Here is an 18,161-nt window from a genome sequence, read left to right on the forward strand (position 1 = left end):
TGGTCTGTTCCCGCACGAATCTTTCGTGTGGTCTGCTAGCTCCTGCACAAATCGTATAGTGAGAGAGACTTCTCAGTTCCCAACCAAAGTATCAGTACCCAAATACTTATCATCTTTATTGTAATACCAGGCACGTACTTTAGGCATTTTAATACCACTTACTGTGGCTTCCTCAGTCAATAAAATGTATTCGCCAGTATCGGGTTTTTCGTTACCATCTTCATCCGATCTAAAGAACTGATATACTTCCATAGCATAGGTTTTAGGATCAAAATAAAAATACCAAACATCACTGCCTACAGCTTCATCATAAGAAACTTTAAGTACCAAGTAGTCCTTACCTTTAAAGGTTTTGGTTTCAACAGTTTCTGAAATATTGGTGCCGGGATCTTTAAGTTTCATAGGTAAACCGTAGAGATAGGTGTAATAATTTTTATAGAGTTCTGCTCTTTCGCAAGACATCTTCTTTTCAACGGCCTGAAGGCTGTCTAGTGCAACACCATTATAAGCCATTTTACATTCACCTTTGTCAACAGTATAATTAGTTGTAATTGTATCTCTTTTCGCATTTACCGAAAAGAATTCACCTTTTAAATTTATGGTAATATCACTTCGACGTACTGGAGCATTTGGCGTTGTCATTTCAACAACGAAAGAATCATTGAAAGATGTCCACTTACCTTCAGGATCGTGATAGGCAATGGTTTTTTCTAGTAATTGATCGGCAGTAATTTTTTGGGCTAGGCTTATGCTTGAAAAACATAAGCAGAGGAAAGCGAAGACTAATTTCATTTTAAAAGATTTTATACAAATCTAATAAAACAAAAAGCACTCAATGCCGAACTATACGGGAGAGTGCTTTTTCACCTCTATAAAATAATGGATTTATTAATTTGCTTCCATCAAAGCAAAGAACTTATCAATGTTAGGCATTAAAATAATGCGTGTTCTTCTGTTTTTAGATCTGTTCTCACGTGTATTATTTTCTACCAATGGTTGGTAGCTACTACGACCAGAAGCGATCAATTTTGCTGGGTCAACATTATATTTATTCTGTAATTTTCTAACTACCGAAGTTGCTCTTAATACACTAAGATCCCAGTTATCTTTGATCTTTTCGGTATTGATACTTCTAGAATCTGTATGGCCTTCAACCATCACATCGATGCTCTCTTCAGAATTAATTACATCTGCTAATTTTTGTAAAATATCGTCTGCTTTATTGCTAATTTTATAACTTCCGGTGTTGAATAACATCTTATCAGAAATAGAGATCATTACCACAGTTTCGTTGATGTTTACCGCGATATCTTCATCTTCATTTAATTCTGTAGTGTCTAAGCTTTTTTCAAGATTATACTGAACAGCTAAATTCATAGAATCTTTCAAGGTTTTGGCTTCAGCCAATTTTGCCTGATCTACATTTTGAAGTGTTGCAAACATTTTACGCTTGCTCTCTCCAGACATTACTGTACCGTCTGAATTCACTTCTAGTTTAATGTCGTTTTCAATTTTGAGACCTTCAACATCTTCGCTTAAGGTTTTAATTTTCTCATTGTAGCGATCTACACGCTCCTGAATTTTGGCAAACTTAGTTTCAAGGTCTTCCTTTTCAACCTGAGTTTTAGTCAGCTGACTTTTAATTTCACCATTTTCTTGTTCTAAGGCCATGTATTTTTTCTTCGAAACGCAAGAAGTTAACACAGCAACCACCATAAGTAGTATTGAAATTTTTTTCATGTTTTAAGTTTTAGGTTAGTTAATCTAATACAAATACATATACGACCAAATACGTTTTTTGGATGTCGTAATACAAATTTTCGTAAAAATTTATGTGTCAATTAAAATTTTATTAGCTTCATATGGTCTTGAGACAATCTATGAATTACGGTTTCACAAATATTTTACAGCTATTAGGTTCTTTAGGAGTTTTCCTTTTTGGAATGAAAGTAATGAGCGATGCGCTGTTACTTCTGGCCGGAAATAAAATGCGTAGCATTTTAGCGAGAATGACCTCGAATAGAGTCTACGGAATAACTACGGGGTTTTTAATTACTTCGGTTATACAGTCTTCTTCTGCTACAACATTAATGGTGGTAAGTTTTGCCAATGCGGGCTTATTAACCTTAGTTGAGTCCGTCGGCGTTATAATGGGTGCTAACATTGGCACAACGATTACGGCTTGGCTGATCACTATTCTTGGTTTTAAGGTCAGTATGAGTGCCATTGCCCTACCTTTAGTCGGATTGGGTTTTGCGCTTACATTCCTCAAAAAGGAACAGATCAAAAATTTGGGAAATTTTATTGTAGGGTTTGCACTTTTATTCATTGGATTGCAATTTCTTAAAGAAGCCATGCCCGATATCAATAGCAACCCAGAGATGTTGGAATTTTTATCCAAATACACAGATTTAGGCTATCTATCCATTCTTTTGTTCTTGCTTATTGGTACGGTTTTGACTGTTGTTGTTCAATCATCTAGCGCAACTATGGCCCTCACATTGATAATGACGGCCCAGGGCTGGATTCCGTTTGAAATGGCTGCAGCAATGGTGCTTGGTGAAAATGTTGGTACAACCATCACAGCCAATTTAGCCGCAATCATAGGCAACTTTAGAGCAAAGCAAACGGCAAGAGCACATTTAATTTTTAATATTATTGGTGTATTATGGATGCTGGTGTTATTCTATCCATTTCTACGAATGATAAGCTGGTTGGCCATAGAAACTGGGTCCGAATCACCTTATGTTTCGGCTGCCGCAATTCCGGTAGCGATTTCATTGTTCCATACGGTTTTTAATATTACAAATACGTTTTTATTAGCGTGGTTTATGCATCCAATTGCTCGTCTTGTTCAGCGACTTGTTCCTGAAAAAGTTAGTCTGGAAAAAGAAATAGACGAACCAAAATTTTTAAGTAAAGATGCGCTTAGTTATCCTGAAACACTGATTTCAGCCTTAACAAACGAAACAAAATATCTTTTTAAAAATGCAATTTTTGAAATCGTCTCACATGCCTTGAATATTCATCGTGAGGATATTAAATCTCAGGAAAAGGTAAAGAGCGTAGTAAAGCGATCTACCACTAAGTTTGAAACTGACGTAAGACAACTATATACGATCAAGGTAAAATCAATTTATGGTGAAATAATTAGATATGCTACCAAAGCGCAAACCGAACTAAAGCTTACGGAGGACGAAAACAACAGAATATTAGAATTAAAAGTTGCTAATAGGAAAATGGTTGAAATTCTTAAATACGTCCTTGAGCTTAGCCGTAACCTCAGACTTTATTTAGATTCTGATAATGAGCTAATTCAGAAGGAGTATAATAAACTACGGAATAAAATGGTGAAGGTTCTTCGGATGATTTATTTGTTCAGAACGGAGTATGACAATATATCTTATCACAATAAACTTGTGAAACTCAAGAAACAATCTAAAGACAGCATAATAGTCAGTAATAAAAAAATAGATGAGTTAATAAGAAATGACCTCATTACCGTTGATATGGCATCTTCACTTTTCAACGATCAGAATAATGTAAATAAGATCATTGAGAATTTTATTGAAGTTGCTGACCTAATTTATGGCCAATACGATCCGCTATTACTTATGGATAATAATGGTCAAAATGGAGCTAAATAATTATAGCGACTCGTCGTTTTCTAAAGGTTCAGAAGTCGATGGCTGGGCCGGTTTGATAGAACTGTCATGTGAATGAAAATATTCTTCTAACAGATTCATCATAGCAGTTAACAAGTCTTTGGTTTCGAGCAATAAACTAAAATAAAGCGTCGTATTTTTCGGACTCGATTCTTCGTTTCTGGTGCGTTCTACCTGCTTTTGAATTTTTTCTCTAACCAGATCATAGATTTTTGCTTTGTCGCTAAGAACAGAACCGATCATTTCAAACGAACGCGTTTCAAATGCCTTTTGTGTTGTCTGGAATAAGGTTTCTAGATTAGCATCTAATTCTTTAAGTTCTTTTACCTGACTAAAAGTTAATTTCTTATGATTGTTATTGATGTGTTTATGACTCGCCTTTGAAATATAATCTAATGACTGAGTCATATCTTGTAAATGAGCAAGTATATTGATATAGAAGTTACTTGCTGCCACACTTGGTTCTTCAAGATTACGGATGAAATAGAAAATATTGTCCTTAAGATCATCAATTTCATTTGAAAGCTTATCAACCTGCTGGCGGTTCTTTCTTAGGCGTTTCAAATCCTGAATAGCCAAACCATTAATAGCAGATGTATAGATTCGGTTACCGCGCTTAATCACATTAGCAATATTCGCTGCACTCTCCTGAATAACACCTTGCGTAGAACTGCTTTCGGCACGTTCAAGATGATCCTCTTCCTTCATAATTTTTGTGCTCTTACGATGCGATAAATAACTCCTTACCAATAAGACAATAGCAAGTGTTATTAATCCAATTAGAGCGTAGCCTTCACCATGATATAAAATATAGGCCATAATTGCAGCAGCAACAAAGGCACTGAATGCTGTGAAGAACCAACCTCCAATAACATTTAAAACACCAGCAACTCTATAAACAGCACTTTCTGTACCCCAAGCTCTATCTGCTAATGAAGTACCCATCGCTACCATAAAAGTAACATAGGTGGTTGATAATGGTAGTTTCATTGATGTAGCTATAGAGATCAAAACACTTGCTACCATTAAATTAACGGCCGCTCTTACCAAATCGAATGCCGGTCTATCACTGCCTTTAACAATTACATTTGGTTCAACAAATTGTTTGTTCGACCAGTTTTTAAAAGACTCTGGGAGCACGCGATTAATACTTTCGTTAAGACCAATCGTTAAACGAACAATATTTCTTGAAAGGAAATTAGGCTCGAAACGCTCTGTACCTTCATCTTGTCGAGATAGATCAACAGAAGTTTTTACAACGGCTTTTGCTTTACTTGAAAACCAAAGGGTAAATACCATGATTAAACCTGCAATAAGTAATAAGTAAGGTTCAGTTTGAACAGGTTCCCCTAGGGCGGTCATAGCATAAGTCGTTGGATCGGCGCCAGTTAATGACCAATCTTCGTATGAATTATAAGCAGCAATTGGAACGCCAATAAAGTTTACCAGATCATTCCCAGCAAAGGCAACAGCCAAGGCAAAAGTTCCGATGATAATAATTATGGTGTAGATCTTCGCATTAAATAATTTTATGGCCAAATATGAAAAGAGGGTAAAGACTGCGAAGCTTAAACCAACAAAAGTAAATGGGTTTGTGCTCAAAAATTCTTTTACAGACGGTGCCATAAATGCAGCATTTTTCAGACCCTTCACAATAATGAAATACATTATTGAAGTTATAGCAAATCCACTAAAAATAGCGCTATACCATGATGGCTTATCATTAAAATTAAATGATAATAAAAGGCGAGATATATATTGTACCAATGCACCAACAGTAAAAGCAACCACAACGGAGAGTAGAATACCCAGTATAATGACTATGGCTTTTTCATTATTGATGTAATTCCCTAAGTCAATAATAGATTGGTCTTGATCTTTAGCGATTTTAATTAAAGCTACTGCCACGGAGGCACCTAATAATTCAAAAACAATGGAAACCGTAGTAGATGTAGGTAGGCCCATGGTATTAAAGAAATCTAAGAGTAGGATATCAGTGAGCATCACCGCCATAAATATGACCATGATCTCATTAAACATAAACTCACCAGGATTGAAAATACCTTTCCGGGCTACTTCCATCATACCACTTGAGGTCATTGCACCAACAGCCACACCTAAACTGGCTACAATCATAATGGTTTTGAAAGAAACAGCTTTAGAACCTATTGCAGAGTTTAAGAAATTTACTGCATCATTACTTACACCAACCACTAGGTCTGCAACGGCCAAGAATGCCAATGCAACTAGCATATAGACATAAAGGTTTTCCATGAAAAAGTATAGCTATAATTGTAGGCAAATGTCTTCTTTTAATTTGAACGCAATGTTACCAAAATGTTATGTTCTTTAGCTAGCGAATAAAAAGTCCATATTACCAATTCCTAATAGTATTGAGACAATTGATGTTAGATTCTTCTGTGTTAAGATTAATAATATATAAATAGTTGAAAAACAGTATATTGAACACCCAATGTTAAATTAATGTTATCAAAAAGTTGCTTATAAGTAAATTTAATGTTAAGTTTGTAATATAATTATTAATAGAACCCCAACGGATATGAAAAAATTAGCAGTATTATTTTTAATGATGTGTGTGAGTTTTGTTTACTCACAAGATACAAAGGAGCCTAAATTAGAAAAGATTGGTGACCAAACATTTATAACATATTATCACGATAATGGTGAGATTAGTCAGACGGGGATGTTTAATGCCGACGGTAAGGTCCATGGTGAATGGAAAAGTTTCGATGCTGAAGGTAATAAGTTGGCCTTAGGAAATTATGACAATGGAAAGAAGGTAGGTAAGTGGTTTTTCTGGCAAGGTAATTCTTTGAAAGAGGTTGACTACATCGATTCTAAAATCGTTAGTGTTAATCAATGGGATAACAAAACTAAAGTGGCTCTAAATAATAGATAATTTGACATAAATAGAAAAAAAAGGCTCTCAATATTGAGAGCCTTTTTTTATGATATAAAATTGTATTCTTAAAATTTATAGGTATAACCTAAAGAAAATTCAGTACCTGGTTGTCTCAACGAAAATACTGCATTGCTAGTTCCGAAAGACACATACTCGCTTAGGCGCTCAGCACCTAGAATGTTATTTACTTTAATGTCTATTGCAGAACGACCATCTTCACCAAATGCTTTGTTCAGTGTAAAGTTTAAACTGTTGAATGGTTGTGTAAATACATCCGGTACTAAGCCAATACCAACCACTTCTAAAGTTTCACCTTGCACGTTAAAGAATAATCCGGTTTGTAATCCTATGTCTGAATTATTATAATCAAGCCCCGCATTAATTACATAAGGAGCTTGTCCTTGCATATCTCTTTCACGCTCAATGGTTTCACCATCTCTAGCAGCAAGTTGTCTACTACTAAATTCGTCATCACCCATAGTTAATCGTGATTCTGTAACGGTAATATTTGTGATTATTCTAAGGTTATTTAAGCCTTCAGAAATAAAACCTAGACGTTGACGTAATTCAAATTCAGCACCAAATACTTCTGCATTACCTAAGTTTCCAAATGTAATTTGAGTAGGAGCTTGCTGAAAGAATACCTGCTCAATTGGATCAGTAAAATCTTTATAGAAACCACTAACAGCAAACATTTGTCCGTTTTCACCAAAGAACTCATAACGAAGGTCAAAGTTGTTCACGTAAGTTGGAACTAAGTCTAATGTTCCTAAGAATAATCTATTGGTAATCGGATCGAAGATCTGTGCTAAAGAGGCCTCTCTAAATGAAGGACGCGCTGTAGTACGAGAAAAAGATGATCTTAAATTAGATTTGTCGTTAAGCGCATAAATTAAATTCGCCGAAGGGAAAAAGTCAAATTCATCTAATATATTTTCTCTGTCAAAAACGAAATCATTATCCTGACCCGTATAGAAAGATTTGAACGATTCAACTCTTAGCCCTAAAACTGATTTTAATTTTTCAGTAACATTAAATTCGGCAGATGCATAGGTTGCAGCAATATGATGTTCACCTTCGTAAGCATCATTCGGATTAAAGGTATCAATTGATATGAGATATGTACCGTTATCCGAATCTGGATTCCAAATGTTATTTGGGTTTAATAACTGATTGACATCACCACTTGCAATAAACGAATCATCACCTTGGATATTAAAGGTATAGTCATCAGTACTAAAATCTCTAAACTTATAGGTGTAAGCCCCACCAAATTTTATCTTAGCTGGTCTGCCAAAAAGCTCAATAGTTTTATCAAAATCGATCTTACCGGCCCAGTTTTCTTCAATTAGGTTTCTCCATAACTGAATAGGGAATGTTGCAGCAGATGGACTAACAAAGAATTCACCATTATCAGCTCTTTGTAGCGGTGTAATTCTGTGCGCTTTATCCATTACTTTAGAAAAAGTAGGCGCTAATTTCCACTCCATATTGAAGGCATTATCCTCATCAAAGCTATTCAGTCTGTGTTTACCTGTAAATAGAACATTGGTAATAGAACGCTCAGTATAGGTAACTGAGTTTTTTGTTAATGGTTCTAATCCTCCACCAACACCATCCTGAGATATGGTTTGATTGAAGAAACCTGCCGCAGACTCACCATTTTGAATATGCAATAAGTTCACCTTGTACTTTGAACGATCGGTTTTGTAGGTTAACCCTAGCATACCGTTTAATATAACGTTGTTAATACCTTCAGAACCACTCGAAGCCAAAGTAAAGTTTAGATCATTGTCTGACGGGTCTGCATTGTTTTTTACAAAAGCGCCGTCTTGTCTGTTCTCATAGAAGGTAGTTTCATTCTTATAAGAGAATGATGCTTGATAACCAATTCTATTACTATCTCCAATTTCATACTGATTTCCTAAAGTGAATCCAAGGCCAAAGTTCATGCCACTGGTTGCTTGTTCACCAGCAAGTTCACTTAAGAATCTGCTTGTTAGGGTTGTCAATAATAGTTTATTTTCGAATGTACCTGGAATTCTCTGATATCTGTTGATCGGTAAATTTCGTGTACCGTCATCATAACCAAAGAAATCGGTATCACTACCTTCAGATCGTAAGTAGTTATCGTTAAAGTGCATGTCTGGATTATAACCACTTCCTAAAGAAATAGAGTATTCTGCTTTTGAAGGGAAGTCTTTAGTTACAATATCAACAATACCTCCTGTAAAATCTGCTGGATATTCAGCAGCAGCAGACTTTAATACGATAACATTTTCGATGATACTCGTTGGAAATAGATCCATCTGAATTGTATTTCTATCGGGATCTAAACCTGGAATATCCATACCATTTAAAGTTGTCTTTGTATAACGGTCACCAAGACCACGAACAAACACATATTTATCGCCCTGAATCGAAACACCAGGAACACTTTTAACAGCAGAAGCTACATTACTAGCTCCAGTACTTTTGATAGCTTGAGATGAAAGACCATCTAAAACAACCGCTGCTTTTTTCTGAATATTTAATACTGCAGTTTCTGTATTACGTCTACTAGTTGTGGTAATAACAACGGTGTCTAAAGAATTCGTTTCCATAACGACATCTAGAGTCACCACTTCATCATCCTTAACAACTACATCAGTAATTTCTTTGGTGGCATATCCTACGAAAGAGAACACCAAAGTGTATGTACCTGCTTCAAGCTCTAGAACATATTTCCCGTCAAAATCGGACGTTACACCTATAGAGGTGCCTTTTACTAAGATATTAGCGAAGGCCAATGGCTCATTAAATTCTCCATCAATAACAGTACCTGAAACCTTTCCTTGCGAGAAGGCCATTGACACGGTAAGAAATAAAACAAAAGCTAAAACGTTTTGTAATTTTTTCATATAAAATTAAATTAATCCAACACCTACCTTGTAGGTGCTGGATTTATGAATGAAAAGTGATTATTTAGAATCCTAAACCACCTGCTACATTAGAGTAGGTCCAGCTTAGGTTAGAAGTTGTAGCTCCAACTGTTTGAGCACCTTCTGTTACTTGAGAAGCCCAGTTTGCAGCTCTTTCAGTAAATGACGGGCTTAAGATGATTTGCATTTCATCAACATCATTATCATCATTATCGTCATCACAGTTTTCGATACATCCTACTTTCTCTACGAAAATTGAATTGTCAAATCCTACGATCTCCCAAGTTCCGAAGTTTAATAAACCATCTAAGAAATTCTGAGCAACATTGTTTCTATCTAACTCAACATCTTTACCATCAGGAAATCCGAAGGCATATACGTTTTCAGTTAAACCACGAGCTCTAGATCTGTAATCAGCGTACTCACCGTTTGAAGTAACAGAGTTCCCTATGATAGTAGCATTACGTAAAATGAAAGAACCTTCGCTGCCTGCAGGAGTTGATCCTTCTGGACCATCAATTTCGAAAGCATGATCAGAAATATCACCTAATACAACAACAGCGTTGTCAATGGTTCCTGAGTAGGCTTGGTCGATATCGATAGCGTCGTCACCTTGTGCCCATACTAATAAATTAGTAGCATCTACAGTACCGCCAAAAAACTCGATTCCATCGTCAACGTTTGCAACAACCTCGATATTGTCGATAATTGTACCGTTACCAACACCACCTAAAGTAAGACCGTTGATCTCATTACCTTCACCGATTAATGCACCACCATGACGGATAGAAATATATCTCATTGTACCAGAGTTGTCATTGGCATCTGTACCACCATAAAGACCAAAAGTGTCATCAGCAGGAATACCTTCAATTTGTGCTTCAGGAATATCACCAGAGAAAGAACATGGTGCGTTACCTAAAACGATTAAACCACCCCAAAGACCTCTATCGTCTTGGTCAAGGTTAGTTCCAGCAGTTTGACCACAAGTAATGTTATCAGCTGTAGATGTAAAAATAATTGGCTGATCTGAAGTTCCGTTTGCATTAAGTGTACCACCTCTTGCAACAATTAAAGCAGAAGCTAAAGATCCTGTTCCTGAAGATCCCTTAATGATCGTACCAGGATTAATAGTTAAAGTTGCTCCAGCAGGGATTACAACTTTTTGATTTAATTGATAGATATTATCGTTAGTCCAAATAGTTCCGTCGGCTATCTCACCTGTTACAGCAACAACAGGGCATTCATCTCCACCGTTTCCTGGATCATTTACAATAATTGTAGTTTCTTCGATAATGATTGGTGTATCGTCATCTTTAAAACAACCAGTTAATACTAGTGTTGAAGCTACTAACGCGATTAAAAGTAATTTTTTCATTGAGTAAAATTTTAATAAACAATTTTTAGTTATCATTGTGGTGCAAAGAAACTGTGATATTCCCTTCTTTAGGTTAGACAATGATTAAACATTTGTAATGAAAAAGTTAGTTCAGCGTTAGCTTAATATTAAGCCAGTTATACTTATGGATACAATTTGTTAACATTGAAACTTCTTCAATTTCAGAATCTTTTTTTACACGTTTCAGACACTAATTACATATCTTGCAGGGCATTAATTTTATACTATGAATTGGGAACAATTATTGTCTCTTAGGCGTTACGGAGATACTAATAAAAGATTGAGAAAAGAGCAAGATGAAACCCGTGTTGGTTTCGAAGTTGACTACGACAGAATTATTTTTTCATCTGAATTCAGAGGCTTACAAGATAAGACCCAAGTTGTTCCTTTATCTAAAACCGATTTTGTACACACCAGATTAACACACAGTCTGGAAGTAAGCGTAGTAGGTAGGTCATTAGGTCGAAAAGTAGGTAAACTACTTTTAGATAAACATCCGCATTTATCGAGTGTTCATGGATATAAGATCAATGATTTCGGAGCCATTGTTGCTGCGGCTGCATTAGCGCACGATATTGGTAATCCACCTTTCGGGCATTCTGGAGAGAAAGCGATTGGATCTTATTTTGTCAACGGAAAAGGGAATACCTTCAAGAGCATGATGACGGCTAAAGAATATCAAGATCTTTGTGATTTTGAAGGTAATGCAAATGGGTTCAAAATATTAACCGAAAGCCGACCAGGTAGAGAAGGCGGTCTTCGTCTCAGTTATGCGACTCTTGGGGCTTTTATGAAGTACCCGAAAGAATCGCTTCCTAAGAAACCAACGCAACACATCGTCGATAAAAAGTATGGGTTTTTCCAAAGTGAAAAGACCATGTTCGAGGAGGTTGCGTCAGAGTTAGGATTGATTAAAAGAAGTGAGGAGCATTTAAACTACAATCGACATCCATTGGCTTATTTGGTAGAAGCTGCAGATGATATTTGCTATACGATTATCGATTTTGAAGATGGCATAAATCTCGGATTGATCGAAGAAGATTATGCCCTCGAATACCTCATTAAGCTTGTTAAAGGTCGAATAATTACAGAAAATTATAATGCCCTAAAAACGACAGAAGATAGGGTGAGTTATTTGAGAGCTTTAGCTATTAGCACTTTAATTGATGAGGCGGCGGCAATTTTCATGAAACATGAAGAGTCTATCTTGAAGGGTAACTTTGAAACGGCACTTTTAGACGCAAGTCAATACAAAGCCCAGATCAAGGATATTATCGATCTGAGTGTGAAAAATGTTTACCGTTCAAAAGAGGTCATCAATAAGGAAATTGCAGGTTATGAGATTTTGAATCAGCTTTTAGAAGTTCATGGAGCACTGGCTTTCAATTTTTATTCTAATAAGCTTACGCATTACGATCGCCTGTTATTGAACCTCTTGCCAGAAACAGTAAATCTAGGGAATACTTCAGTATATAATAACCTTATGGCGGTATGTCTGTATATTTCTAAATTGTCTGATACAAACGCATTGTTATTGCATCAAAAGTTAAAAGGGCAAATTTTATAGTATGCATTTCATCGATTAATTTTGTTTTTAACCGATATATTTATTTTATTTATCTCATAATCAGTCCCAAAAAAACCTACTTATGAGAAATAATATAGCCGGAGGCTTAGTCATTTTTATGGTAGTCCTCACTTGTTTATTGATGCTCGATGATATTTCTAACGAGAAAGATCAAGTAGTAATTAAAGAAACCGCAGACATAGAGCAAATTGAGAATCAAAAGGATCTAGCTATTGTTGAGAACGAAGAGTAATTCTTTAATACATTGTTTAATAGCTTCTGAATCAATTTTCAAAAGTTGATGCAATTCGTTTACCGATCCATGCTCAACAAATGTATCAGGCACACCCAATACTTCAATGGTTTGCTTGTAACCATTTCTATTGGCAAATGCTAAAATAGCACTGCCAAAACCACCTACTACAGTGCCATCTTCTAAAGTTAATATGGCGTCGTGCGAATTAAAAATGTCGTGTAATAGATCTTCATCCAAAGGTTTCACAAATTGCATATCATAATGCGAAACATCAAAGTCTGAAATTGCTTGTTCTACTGTATTTGCCATAGTTCCGATAGAAAGTACAGCAACGTTTTTACCAGCTTTTAAACGCTCGCCTTTACCAATTTCTAGTGCTTTAAAAGGTGTTTTCCAATCGAGGAGATGTCCTCTTCCTCTCGGATAACGAATCGCAATTGGGAAATTTATACCCAACTGCACCGTGTACATAATATTACGCAAGGCAATAGCATCTCTAGGGGCAAAAATGACAAGATTTGGAATGCACTGCAAGTAAGCCAAATCAAAAACACCATGATGCGTTGCACCGTCTTCGCCAACAATGCCTGCGCGGTCTAAGCAAAATACAACTGGTAAATTTTGAATGGCCACATCATGAATAACCTGATCGTAAGCACGCTGTAAAAAGGTAGAGTATATATTACAAAACGGAATTAATCCTTGAGTTGCCATACCAGCCGCTAAAGTTACAGCATGCTGCTCGGCAATGCCCACATCAAAAGCGCGCTCTGGGATTTGCTCCATCATGTATTTGAGGGAACTGCCAGTAGGCATCGCCGGGGTAATCCCGATGATTTTTTCATTTTCTTTAGCAAGCTCTACAATGGTTTCTCCGAAAACATCCTGATATTTTGGTGGCTGGCTGGTTGGCGACTTGGCTATTAATTCTCCAGTTTTAGCATCAAATTTTCCTGGTGCATGATATTTTACCTGATCATTTTCAGCTTGCTTTAAACCTTTACCTTTTGTAGTTATGACATGCAAAAACTTAGGCCCTTTAACTGTTTTAAGTCGATTTAATTCTGAAATTAATTGAGAGAGATCGTGGCCATCAACCGGACCAGAGTAATCAAAATTTAAGGCTTCAAAAATATTGTCTTGCTTTTGCGTGCCTTTTTTCACATTAGTGAGGTATTGCTTTAGAGCACCAACACTAGGATCGATCCCTATGGCATTATCATTTAGAATAACCAAAAGATTGGTGTTTGTTACTCCAGCATGATTAAGACCTTCGAAGGCCATACCACTAGCAATAGATGCATCACCTATAACGGCCACATGTTGGCGGTCTTCACCTTTTAATTGAGAGGCAATGGCCATACCCAAAGCCGCCGAGATCGAGGTGGAAGAATGACCAACTCCAAAAGTGTCATAAATACTTTCACTGCGCTTTGGAAATCCGCTCAATCCATCAAGTTGCCTGTTGGTTTCAAATTGATCTTTCCTGCCAGTTAAAATTTTATGCCCATAAGCCTGATGACCAACATCCCAGATTACTAGATCTTCCGGAGTGTTAAAAACGTAGTGCAAGGCAATCGTCAATTCTACAACGCCTAAGCTTGCACCTAAATGGCCCTCTTTTACCGCTACAATGTTGATGATAAACTCACGTAATTCTTTGGCAAGTTGAGGCAGTTCTTCAGCCTTGAGTTGGCGAAGATCTTCAGGTAAATTAATATGATCTAACAGTGATTTTTGCACCATGCAAAAATACGAGATTTTATTAGTCTTTATTCAGGAATGTTATCGGCAAGTTATAGGTCATCGAAACGTTCATATCACCTTGCTTTGCAGGAATAAACTCAGGCAATAATTTCAAAACTCTAAGGACTTCCTTTTCAAAATAGGGATGTGGTCCTCTAACATTAATATCAGTGACTTTACCAGTCTGATCTATTGTGAATTGTGAATAAATCTTTTGCTTGCCACTCAGATTGAACTCTCCCTGACTTATTCTGAAGTGGTCAATAACAAAGGCATTAATTCTATCGTTAAAATAGGTTTTTCTCTCCTTTTGAGTCAATCCTCCAGGAGTATCCTTAAATTGTGCTTCATCTTTTTTAGCATGTATTGGTAGAGGAAGTTCTCCCATAATAATTAGGCCGTCAACAATCGGTGGTTCAATAACCTTAGGTTTAGGTATTGAGTCTTTTTGTTTTTGAAGTGATACTAAAGGTTGCTCCTCCGCAGATTCTTTACATTGAATTGAATCTGAAACTACCTGTTGAGTTTCAATTATCTCAATACTTTCAATTTTTTTAATATTTCCCTGATCATCCTTACAACTAAATAAGGTTAAACCCATAGAAAGTAGTAGTGCCAAGAGAAACAAGCGATTAAAACTCATTTTTTGATCAAATATTCTCTTTGGAATTCTCAGATTCAAGGTATCTAATTGACTTTGTTTTATATGACCACATATCCTCTGATCTCTATGATTATGAATATAGTCTTGAATTTCTTCAATATTCATTGTTGTAAAATCAATGACCGTTTTTGAACAGGATTGGCAATAGCGCCCGCGGTCATTTGGTGTCATTTTCGACCAATCTTCATGGCAAGGTTCTGGTATTGAAAGCGAAAAGTATGACTTCATGATTATAGACTTTCTATCAGAACCTCAAAATTCTTGCCGAATCCGCATTTTTGACACTTAGGTTTTAGTAATTATTAATGATTTCTTATTTTTGGCGGAAAAATTGCAAAGGTTGTACACCTTTTACGACCTACTTATTCTAAACTATGATTATGAAAAAAATTACACTAACCATTATTTTATTCATCACATTAATTTTTAATTCAAATTTATCCTCTGCGCAAAACACACTTCAGTCCAATGAATATGGTGCGCTTATTAGTAATTATTTGGAGGATAATAAGATCAGTCTAGGGATATTGGATGCAGATATGGAGTCTATACTGGTGACCGATTCTTATAAGTCGCAAGCTTCAGAAATTAATCATGTGTATATCCAGCAAGCGTATGAAGGTATAAAGATCTACAATGCTATTTCTAGTGTAGCGATTAAAGATAATGTGGTATTCTACTTTAGTAATAGAATGCTTAGTAATATCGATTCAAAAATAAATACCGTCACACCATCAGTGGCACCTTCAAGTTCAGTTGCGACGGTGGTGAATGAGTTTCAGTTAGGCCAACTTCAAAATCTTGAGGAGATCGACCATCAGAATCACAAGTATATTTTTTCAAACGGATCAATTTCAAATCGAAATATAACAGCAGAGTTAGTGTTTTTTAATACGGGTGAAAACTTAAGGTTAGCCTGGGATGTTATGATCTACGCAAAGGATGATTCGCATTGGCATAGTGTACGCATGGATGCTTTAACGAATGAAGTGCTAGATACGAACGATCTTATTCTTAATTGTTCTTTTGGTGAACACAACCATAAGGAGTCTAATAAAGATGCATCTTTCGATCTTTTCAAATCAGAAAATGCTACAGTAGCAGCTCTTGTAGATGGTGCATCTTACAATGTATTTGCGCTGCCAATAGAGAGTCCTAACCACGGGCCACGCCAATTGGTAACCAATCCTGCAAGTCCTGTAGCATCGCCTTTTGGATGGCATGATACGGACGGTGTCGCCGGTCCAGAATTCACCATTACACGAGGTAATAATGTTTACGCGCGCGAAGATAGAGATGGTTCAATCTTTACAATAGGTTTTGCACCAGATGGTGGCGCTGCATTGAATTTTGATTTTCCTTTAGACATTGATCAACCGCCGAGTGGTTATCAGGATGTTGCCATAACCAATCTTTTCTATGCCAATAATATGATGCACGATATCTGGTATCTTCATGGTTTTGATGAGGCGTCGGGGAATTTTCAGTTGAATAATTATGGGAATCCAGGTTTAGGAAATGATTATGTAAACGCTGATGCTCAAGACGGAAGTGGATTAAATAATGCAACCTTCGGAACACCTCCAGATGGCTCAAATCCTGTAATGACTATGTTCTTATGGTCTCCAGCTGGCGGTTTAGACGAACCTTTGACTATAGATAATGGAACTGTTGCAGGGAGTTATGATGGTTCGCCAGCAGGTTTCGGTGCTGAATTAACCCCTACACCAATTGCAGGTAATTTAGCACTAGCTGAAGATAATACACCAGATATTTATGATGCCTGTGATGCTTTTGTAAATGCAGCTGACCTTAATGGAAATATTGCAGTATTACGAAGAGGATCATGTGAATTTGGATTCAAAGTTCTAGCCGCTGAAAACGCTGGAGCAATTGCTGTAATTGTGGTAAATAATCAACCAGGTGCCACCATTACAATGGGCGCTGGTGCTGTTGGTGGATTGGTAACAATTCCTTCCATAATGGTTAATCAGGCTGATGGTGAAGCCATCATAGCAGCGCTTTTAAATGGTGAAGATTTAAGTGCAACATTGGTTAATAACGGACCATTCCTGGTAGATGGTGATTTTGATAATGGTATAATCGCACACGAATTTGGTCATGGTATTTCAAATCGATTGAATAGTGGGCCATCAAACGTGGGCTGCCTATTTAATGATGAACAAATGGGTGAAGGTTGGTCAGATTGGTTTGGTCTAATGGTAACAATGGAACCAGGAGATCAGCCTGAAGATATTAGAGGCATTGGAACCTTTGCCGTAAGTCAGCCAACTGATGGTGGCGGAATTAGACCTGCGCCTTACAGTACTGATTTTTCAATAAATCCATTTACCTATGGAGCAACTAACAATACCGGGCTTAGTCAGCCTCACGGCATTGGATTTGTTTGGTCTACGATGTTATGGGACCTTACCTGGGCTTATATCGAAAAGTATGGTTTTGATCCTGATCTTTATAATGGTAACGGTGGAAATAATAAGGTAATGCGATTGGTGCTAGACGGACTTAAACTACAGCCTTGTCAGCCAGGATTTATCGATGGGCGTGATGCACTGTTAGCTGCTGACCAGGCGACTACTGGTGGCGTTGATCAGTGTTTAATCTGGGAAGTATTCGCAAAACGAGGCTTAGGTTTTAATGCTTCGCAAGGCTTATCGACTTCAAGAACCGATCAAATTGAAGACTTCAGTACACCGCCAATTGGGAGTCCATCACTCGCTAATTGTACAACTTTAAGTACGGATGAATTTAGTATTGAAGACGTATTAACGGTATATCCAAACCCTGTTCAGGATCAATTATTTATTGATTCTCGAAATAATTTCGATAATGTAACCGTAAGTTTGGTAGACATTAACGGAAGAGTTGTATTAAATACTAAATTAGATATCAGAGGAAAAGTGGCCTTGGATATGGGACCATTGGAAACCGGAATATATATTTTAAATTTGAAAGGTGATAACGTAAATTACAATACGAGGATCATTAAAAATTAAACC

Annotated in this window: 12 protein-coding genes; 5 read left to right on the top strand and 7 right to left on the bottom strand. The window is 36.7% G+C overall.

What is annotated here, in order from left to right; translation table 11 throughout:
* Positions 1 to 72: 72 nt before the first annotated feature.
* Both DDY94_RS13365 and DDY94_RS13370 read right to left on the bottom strand, forming a co-directional pair.
* Positions 73 to 792 carry a DUF6503 family protein gene (locus DDY94_RS13365; RefSeq protein WP_111684815.1) on the bottom strand — a complete coding sequence of 240 codons (720 nt, stop codon included), beginning with the start codon at positions 790 to 792 and terminating at the stop codon, positions 73 to 75.
* Between the two features lie 96 nt (positions 793 to 888).
* On the bottom strand, positions 889 to 1,740 hold the full coding sequence (locus DDY94_RS13370; RefSeq protein ID WP_111684817.1) for an OmpA/MotB family protein: 852 nt from the start codon (positions 1,738 to 1,740) through the stop codon (positions 889 to 891).
* Positions 1,741 to 1,880: 140 nt separating this feature from the next.
* Between DDY94_RS13370 and DDY94_RS13375 the strand changes: the two genes are divergently transcribed.
* Positions 1,881 to 3,647: a Na/Pi cotransporter family protein gene (locus tag DDY94_RS13375; protein WP_111684819.1), complete on the top strand. Its 1,767-nt coding sequence runs from the start codon at positions 1,881 to 1,883 to the stop codon at positions 3,645 to 3,647.
* Here the strand turns inward: DDY94_RS13375 and DDY94_RS13380 are convergent, their stop codons facing one another.
* Entirely contained in the window at positions 3,648 to 5,939 is a 2,292-nt protein-coding gene (locus tag DDY94_RS13380) for an inorganic phosphate transporter (protein ID WP_111684821.1), read from the bottom strand.
* Positions 5,940 to 6,225: 286 nt separating this feature from the next.
* Between DDY94_RS13380 and DDY94_RS13385 the strand changes: the two genes are divergently transcribed.
* Complete coding sequence (locus DDY94_RS13385) at positions 6,226 to 6,585, top strand: toxin-antitoxin system YwqK family antitoxin (RefSeq protein ID WP_111684823.1); 360 nt, start codon at positions 6,226 to 6,228, stop codon at positions 6,583 to 6,585.
* Positions 6,586 to 6,653: 68 nt separating this feature from the next.
* On the opposite strand, the gene DDY94_RS13390 is transcribed toward DDY94_RS13385, so the two are convergent.
* Together DDY94_RS13390 and DDY94_RS13395 are read right to left on the bottom strand one after the other, a co-directional pair.
* Positions 6,654 to 9,488, bottom strand: coding sequence for a TonB-dependent receptor (locus DDY94_RS13390; RefSeq protein WP_111684825.1), 2,835 nt, complete (start codon positions 9,486 to 9,488; stop codon positions 6,654 to 6,656).
* Between the two features lie 64 nt (positions 9,489 to 9,552).
* The gene (locus DDY94_RS13395) at positions 9,553 to 10,887 is read right to left on the bottom strand and encodes a hypothetical protein (RefSeq protein ID WP_111685029.1); all 1,335 of its coding nucleotides are present in this window, start codon (positions 10,885 to 10,887) and stop codon (positions 9,553 to 9,555) included.
* 247 nt (positions 10,888 to 11,134) lie between these two features.
* On the opposite strand from DDY94_RS13395, the gene DDY94_RS13400 reads away from it, so the two are divergent.
* Positions 11,135 to 12,475 carry a deoxyguanosinetriphosphate triphosphohydrolase gene (locus DDY94_RS13400; protein ID WP_111684827.1) on the top strand — a complete coding sequence of 447 codons (1,341 nt, stop codon included), beginning with the start codon at positions 11,135 to 11,137 and terminating at the stop codon, positions 12,473 to 12,475.
* An 82-nt stretch (positions 12,476 to 12,557) separates the two neighbouring features.
* On the top strand, positions 12,558 to 12,728 hold the full coding sequence (locus DDY94_RS16150) for a hypothetical protein (protein WP_157957330.1): 171 nt from the start codon (positions 12,558 to 12,560) through the stop codon (positions 12,726 to 12,728).
* On the opposite strand, the gene dxs is transcribed toward DDY94_RS16150, so the two are convergent.
* Both dxs and DDY94_RS13410 read right to left on the bottom strand, forming a co-directional pair.
* Positions 12,702 to 14,477, bottom strand: a complete 1,776-nt coding sequence (gene dxs, locus DDY94_RS13405; RefSeq protein ID WP_111684829.1) for a 1-deoxy-D-xylulose-5-phosphate synthase — start codon at positions 14,475 to 14,477, stop codon at positions 12,702 to 12,704. The genes DDY94_RS16150 and dxs overlap by 27 nt on opposite strands.
* A gap of 19 nt (positions 14,478 to 14,496) precedes the next feature.
* Positions 14,497 to 15,369, bottom strand: a complete 873-nt coding sequence (locus tag DDY94_RS13410; protein ID WP_111684831.1) for an energy transducer TonB — start codon at positions 15,367 to 15,369, stop codon at positions 14,497 to 14,499.
* Between the two features lie 152 nt (positions 15,370 to 15,521).
* On the opposite strand from DDY94_RS13410, the gene DDY94_RS13415 reads away from it, so the two are divergent.
* Positions 15,522 to 18,158 carry a T9SS-dependent M36 family metallopeptidase gene (locus DDY94_RS13415; RefSeq protein ID WP_111685031.1) on the top strand — a complete coding sequence of 879 codons (2,637 nt, stop codon included), beginning with the start codon at positions 15,522 to 15,524 and terminating at the stop codon, positions 18,156 to 18,158.
* The last annotated feature ends 3 nt before the right edge of the window (positions 18,159 to 18,161 follow it).

This window comes from Winogradskyella tangerina (assembly GCF_003260205.1).
In the GTDB taxonomy this organism is placed as follows: Bacteria; Bacteroidota; Bacteroidia; order Flavobacteriales; family Flavobacteriaceae; genus Winogradskyella; species Winogradskyella tangerina.